Below are 6,484 nucleotides of genomic sequence, written 5' to 3' on the forward strand. Positions count from 1 at the left end.
CTTCGCCATTCCGAACTTCCCTTGTGTGGGCTCATACTTATCTTCCTTTATTAAGAAAATGATTGAACTATTCCTCTAAAAGAACGAACCACATCCGGGGATCGACATAAAAGCAAGTGATACCAGCCCCGAAGTTCTGCGTGTAAGGAGGTTAAGAAGCTTTTAACGCAGAAGACCGATTTGGCTCATTACAGCCTCCTCTTGTTGGCGCATTTCTACCTTTTCAGCTTCTTCCATATGGTCAAAACCGAGTAGATGAAGAGTGCCATGGACTGCCAAGTAAACCAGCTCCCGCTCAAAGGAATGTCCATATTCCAAGGCCTGAGCTCTGGCCCGCTCCACAGAAATAATAATATCACCGAGCAGATCATCCTCGTAATCCAGGATATCCGGCTCATCTTCAGTTTCCTCCTGCAGGGCAAATGACAAAACATCCGTTGGCCGGTCTACTCCCCGATAATCCCGATTCAATTCATGAATTCTGGCATCATTCACCAGGGTAAGACTGACTTCTGCCTCCTCTGCACCGCCGGATAAACATATTGCTTTTTTGATCCCTTGGTGTAATAAACCCCCCAGCTCTTCCTGCTCCGATTCCGGAATCGTTTCTTCTTCCCAATTAATATCTAAAAACATGGTGCGGAGCCGCCTAATGCGACTCCTCACCCCCTTCCTATAACCAACTATTTAACACCGTATTCAGTCTTGCCAGTTTCCGCTTCTTTTGTGCTTTCATTTAAAGCCGCCGGTTCAGCTTGATTAGATATTGCTTCCCCCTCTGTGTCCCTCGACTTATCGGCTCCGGAACTCGGTTCAGGGCTCTTTTCCGTACCTTGTCCCTGTTTTTGCTGCATATCCGGATATTCAACCCGGCTATGGAAAATTCCGCTGAGAATGCGAACAAAGGCGGTGGCAATCTTATCCAAGTCCTGGAAGGTTAAATTACACTGACTTAACTGATCATCATTAAGCTTGTCCTTAATAATCTTACGAACTAATCCTTCAATCCGTCCCGGAGTAGGCTGCTTCATGGCCCGCACTGCGGCCTCCACACTGTCGGCCAGGAGTACCAAAGCAGCTTCTTTTGTTTGGGGTTTAGGGCCCTCATAATGAAAAGCCTCTTCCGGTACATCGGCATTATCTTCCATGGCTTTATGGTAGAAGAAACTAACTACACTATCCCCATGATGTTGAGCAATAATATCTTGGAGAACCTGAGGTAGTTTTTCCTCCTTAGCCATCTCCAAACCATCTTTGATATGAGAAGTGATAATTAAGGCACTCAAAGTGGGAGCAATTTTATCGTGAGGATTGTCTTGGGCAAACTGATTTTCAATAAAGAAGTAGGGACGCTTTAACTTACCGATATCATGGTACATAGCTCCCACCCGTACGAGAATGGCATTGGCCTGAACCTCCTCCGCGGCAGCTTCCGCAAGATTTCCCACTAAAATACTATGGTGGTAGGTTCCCGGCGCCTCCATTAAAAGCCTTTTTAATAGAGGGCGATTGGGATTGGAAAGTTCCAGCAGGCGAACCGCCGAGGTAATACCAAACCCGGTCTCAATCCAATGGAGGGTTCCCACGGCCAGCACCGAAGCAAAAATCCCGTTGATAATTCCCAGACCAATGCTAACCAACCAGGTGATTTGGTGCATTCCGGAAATCAAAGCAATTCCGCTTGCAGTTATAACATTCATCGCAGCAACATAAATACCTGCCCGGGCCAAATCTACCCGCTGGCTTAATAAGGAAACACTATGAACACCTACAAAACCGCCGAATAAAGCAATCAGAGAAACCTGCCAGCCCGTGGGTGTGGAAATAGTCGGATCCGCAAGAATACCTACAAAAACGGCTAAGATGGCTGCAGAAAGGTAGGCAATTTCCACATCTACTAAGATCGCAATAGTCATTGTCGCCCAGGCTACCGGAATCAAGATCCCGGTCATGGCATTGTACTCCGCTTTGCCAAGATTTAAGGCGATAATCCCCTTGCCCATAGCAAGAACCAAAAACATCATTAAACCGATAAGCACCAGCTTCTTGAAGATATCGGGAACATTTTTCCGATACTGATAGGTATAAAAAATCAGCACGAGCATACTGGCAATCACAGTTAAGGCAATTCCGGACACAGCACGCCAAGGCGAGCGATTCTCCACTAGTCCATAGGCGGCAAGTACTTGCATGATTTTCTCATCGACAATTTCCCCTGGCCCGATGATCTTTTGCTTATCCTTATAGCGATGCACTTCCACCCGCACAGCGGCCCGTGCATCCTGCCTTAGGCTCTCTGTAGCCTTCACATCCTCAATTAAGGTAGGTTGAGTGACTTTCACATTAACAAACTCACTGAGAAAAAGCTTAAACTCATCCGGAAAAGGCGCATCGTCAATGTCATGCTTCACTTTTTCCCGCAGGGCAGGGATTTCTTCCTTACTGCGTGCTCCCGACTCAGCATTGCGGGCATTACCAAAGATAATTTCTGTCGCCCTTTGTGCTTTTTCTTCTAGAAGCCCCGGGGAAGAATTTAATAGCCCTATAAGCACACCCTCGGATAGGGTATCAAAAGGGGCGGTCTTACGGAGATTTTTCAGAAGAACCCCTTGATCCTCCTGGCTGGTTAGTGCCTCTTCCAAAGCATTAAAGGCAGTGCTCAAATCTTTGGCGATACTCGACAGATAGTCCTCATCCGGTTTAAAAACCGGTTTTACTGCCTTTGCTGCCGCTTCCAGGTCAGCATCATACTTCTCTAAATCCTCGATGCTTTTTTCATAAGGAGCCGTAACAAGCTGAGGACTAGGGTCTCCCAACTCCAGGTTCAACTTGGAAATAAAAAGTCCCGAGGATAGAATACCGGTAAACAGCAGAAAACACACCACTGCGGCAATGATTTGCCGCCAGGTGGTGTTGATTTTCGAAAAAAAATTAAAGGCTTTTAACCTCCGAATATTCAAACGCATCCTTCTTTCACCGACCTGGTTTCGGTTTTTCTTCGGCCTTTTCATAGGCTTGAATGATCTTTTGAACGAGAGGATTGCGTACTACATCGGCAGCTGTGAAATAATGAAAGGAAATATCGGGTATTCCCTTGAGGATATTTTGAACTTCTATTAACCCGGAATAATGACCACGAGGTAAATCCACCTGAGTCACATCCCCAGTAACAACGGCATGGGAGCCATACCCTAACCGGGTTAGGAACATCTTCATTTGTTCTGGGGTAGTATTTTGCGCCTCATCAAGAATCATAAAGGAATCATCCAAGGTGCGCCCCCGCATATAGGCTAAGGGGGCGATTTCAATGGTCCCCTTTTCTACATAACGTTGAGTCGTCTCAGGACCTAATAAATCGTAAAGAGCATCATAAAGAGGCCGCAAATAGGGATCTACTTTTTCTTGCAAATCCCCCGGGAGAAAGCCTAGCTTTTCCCCGGCCTCCACCGCCGGTCGGGTCAGGACAATCCGGTTAATCTCTTTAGCACGTAAAGCCAATACAGCCATAACTACTGCCAGATAGGTCTTTCCAGTACCGGCCGGACCAATGCCAAAGACAATGGAATGATTCTCCAAGGCTTCAAGATACTTAGCTTGACCTAAGGTCTTCGCTTTAATCGGGCGTCCTCGTTGAGTAGTGGCAATCACCTTGGCAAGAGCATTGGCCATCCCCTTTCCTTGTCCTTCTTCCACTTGGGATATGACATAAGTTACCCCTGCCGGTGTCAAATGATGACCCTGACGAACCATTTCCAACAATTCCTTGACCACGGCTTCCGTCCGTTCAACTTCGTCAGCGCTACCGGTGATGGTCATTTCCTCTCCACGGACCACAAGACGTGTTCCCAGGTCCTTCTCGAGAATTTTCAAATGAGCATCCTCAGGTCCCAATAAATTCATGGCTTCGGCCGCATTTTGCAAATACACCTTAGATTCTTTTGACAATTCTACGCCCCCTGGTGCTAGAAACTCCTTAGATTCTTACAACTATTCCGGATAGACCGCTAAATCCTCGTATGACTCTACCTCAATGCGTACTCGCTCACCTTCACTGCTTTCTAAAACGCGAACCTTTTCCTCGAAAGCATTGGCCCCCGGAGAAATCTTCTGCCTAACTTCGGTTCGGGCAAGTTCTTCAGCAGCAAGGCGTGCTTCAACGCCACTTCGTTCAATCTGAACCTTGTGTAATTCTTTATAGTTAACAGATAGTATTTCGACAGGGAGACGCCAATTCCTCCATAAAGATATCCCTTGATAGTTAACTTCCTCTTTGACCAGTGCAAAAGGTGATTCCGGTGTTGTTACCATTATGACTCGTTCACCGAATTTTATACCCCATCCCTTGGCGGCTTTTCCGGTCTCTTCAATCCGTTCTTCATAATAAGGAACGAGAACCTCGGCACTATACCAAACCCGACCCCGAACGAAGCCTTTAGCAGCAGGTACCGTTTCCGGAATAAAGTCTTTTTGTTGTAGTTTGCCGTCGGTACGAGGTTTGGCACTGGAATTCTCAATCTTTTCCGGTGCCTCAATCAAAACCTGGCCCTGTTTAACAATCTCACCTTTGTGGACTAAGGGTGTCCCTTGAATAACCATGACTTCCTCCACGAGCCCTGCTTTAGCGGCAACAAGATTCCCTGCCTCACCGGGTACTTGAGGACGAATTTTTTGTACTACTTTTATCTCCACTCGTGTTCCCCGGCGGCTGATCCCAACCCAAGCCGCATCCGGGAATTCTTCCACCAGTGCCTTGGATACTTTGGTCAAATCCACGGAATCCTGTCTAACCCAAGTCTTTAAACCATATTTCTCCGCGCTATCGAAGATCTCCTGACTGGAGATGGTGGTATTGCCGGATACTGATATGGATAAGATCATTTGGGATAAAAGAGCAAGGGAAATCCCGATCGCTAATATCCCGGCCAGAAGGGTTTTACGCCGCCACCAGCGTGCGGCTACAAAAGGCCAACCGTATTTCGCCACAATTCTGATCCGAGTATGAGTAAGACGGGCCGGTCGCCTTAAGCGCGCAAAGTCCTGAATGCGAATTTGGGCTTTCATTCCTTTTTCCGACCTTTGAGTCTTAAAAAATACAATCCCCTGGCGTATGCTCTCGTTCATAAAACGGGCCAGTTGATTGCCACGGGCCTCAAAAAGCAACCGGCCCTGCAAAAACTCTCTGAGTTTCCCGATCATTTGGAGTCCCCTCCTCCGTAGGATAAGGAAATAATTTGCCCTTCAATGCGCAGCTCGGTAGCTAAAACCGTCTTCAGAACCAAACTCTTACCCGTGATAGCTAATGGACCTTCAGTTGTATTTAAAAGAATCTCTTCTGCAGTGAACTCGATGATTTCTAGATAATTTTCCAAAAGAACCTCTTGTCGGCCTGTGACGGTAATTCTCGGTCCATTACCCGCTACATCCGGAGGGAAATCCAGTACTTCCCCGACATTTTTAGTGAGTTTATCCAACATACAAAGCCTCCTCCCTTCTAAACCATGTTTATGAAGGAAGGAGGCTAAATAGTCCAAGCTTAAAGGACAAAGTACCGATAAGTTTTTTAATGAAAAACAGACGTGACTGCAAGCGCAAACGGAATGACTAGCAGAGGTGCGCTAACGAACGAGAGCCAGCGAAACGTCCGCCGCAACGCAGGTTCACATTCTGGAATGCCCAGAGGTTTCGGATGCGGCAGTAGAGCGGCCGAGAGAGTAGCACCGGCGCTCCGGAGTGTAGTGGCATTGCAGCCACGTTTTAATCTAATTTATTACGATCCTTTTCGGTTAGGGAAAGCAATACTTTCAGCAGCTCCTCCGGAGAAGGAGGACAGCCAGGGATTCTAATTTCCACCGCTAAGGTGGGATCTATGCCAACCTTGGCCCCATAGGCCCCCTGAAACACTCCCCCATTAATCGCACAATCCCCCACTGCAATTATACACTTTGGCTTCGGAGTCGCCTCGTTGGTCGCCTCGGCAGCCTGAATCAAATGCGTGGACATAGCTCCCGTACACATAAGGATATCCGCATGGCGAGGGGAAGCTACGAAATCAAAACCAAACCGCTGTAAATCATAGATCGGATTTAGAAGGGCATTCATTTCCCAATCACAACCGTTGCAAGAGCCGCAATCCAGATGCCGGATATGCCAGGATTGCTTGAAGGAATGTAGATGGGGGGCCTCTTGGTAAAGACTTTTTTCACTGAGGCGACCTTTTTTCAAGCTGCGTTTGAGTAAATTCCACATATCTTTTCGCCCCCTATCGATCACAACAGCTATAGCAAAGTTCAAAGCTCTTATTGATTAAAGGAAAATCCGGAACAATATTTCCTAACACTGCCAAAGGAACAGCCGGCCAATTGGCATAGGCAGCCGAACGAATCCGACACCGATATATCCTCTCTTTGGCATCGAGCATCAACCAGATTACATCCGTTCCTCTTGGTGATTCTGCGCAGCCCCAAGCAAACGAATAGGTTTGGCA

Annotated in this window: 7 protein-coding genes; all 7 read right to left on the bottom strand. The window is 47.2% G+C overall.

The genetic code is table 11. The annotated features are described in order from the left end of the window. Positions 1–162: 162 nt before the first annotated feature. The gene (gene ybeY, locus AC1U9U_RS14980) at positions 163–636 is read right to left on the bottom strand and encodes an rRNA maturation RNase YbeY (protein WP_479961355.1); all 474 of its coding nucleotides are present in this window, start codon (positions 634–636) and stop codon (positions 163–165) included. Between the two features lie 47 nt (positions 637–683). Then, positions 684–2,960: an HD family phosphohydrolase gene (locus AC1U9U_RS14985; protein WP_479961361.1), complete on the bottom strand. Its 2,277-nt coding sequence runs from the start codon at positions 2,958–2,960 to the stop codon at positions 684–686. A 13-nt stretch (positions 2,961–2,973) separates the two neighbouring features. Further along, positions 2,974–3,945 carry a PhoH family protein gene (locus AC1U9U_RS14990; protein ID WP_479961356.1) on the bottom strand — a complete coding sequence of 324 codons (972 nt, stop codon included), beginning with the start codon at positions 3,943–3,945 and terminating at the stop codon, positions 2,974–2,976. A 42-nt stretch (positions 3,946–3,987) separates the two neighbouring features. Beyond that, positions 3,988–5,196 (bottom strand): sporulation protein YqfD, encoded by a 1,209-nt coding sequence (yqfD, locus tag AC1U9U_RS14995; protein ID WP_479961357.1) that lies wholly within the window; start codon positions 5,194–5,196, stop codon positions 3,988–3,990. After that, complete coding sequence (locus tag AC1U9U_RS15000) at positions 5,193–5,474, bottom strand: YabP/YqfC family sporulation protein (RefSeq protein ID WP_479961358.1); 282 nt, start codon at positions 5,472–5,474, stop codon at positions 5,193–5,195. The genes yqfD and AC1U9U_RS15000 overlap by 4 nt, the downstream gene beginning before the upstream one ends. A 280-nt stretch (positions 5,475–5,754) precedes the next feature. Further along, positions 5,755–6,246 carry an NADH-quinone oxidoreductase subunit B family protein gene (locus AC1U9U_RS15005; protein WP_479961359.1) on the bottom strand — a complete coding sequence of 164 codons (492 nt, stop codon included), beginning with the start codon at positions 6,244–6,246 and terminating at the stop codon, positions 5,755–5,757. 13 nt (positions 6,247–6,259) lie between these two features. Continuing rightward, the coding region (locus AC1U9U_RS15010; RefSeq protein ID WP_479961360.1) for an NADH-quinone oxidoreductase subunit D-related protein at positions 6,260–6,484 on the bottom strand (225 nt) is incomplete at its 5' end.

The sequence above is a fragment of the Desulfitobacterium sp. genome (assembly GCF_982384815.1).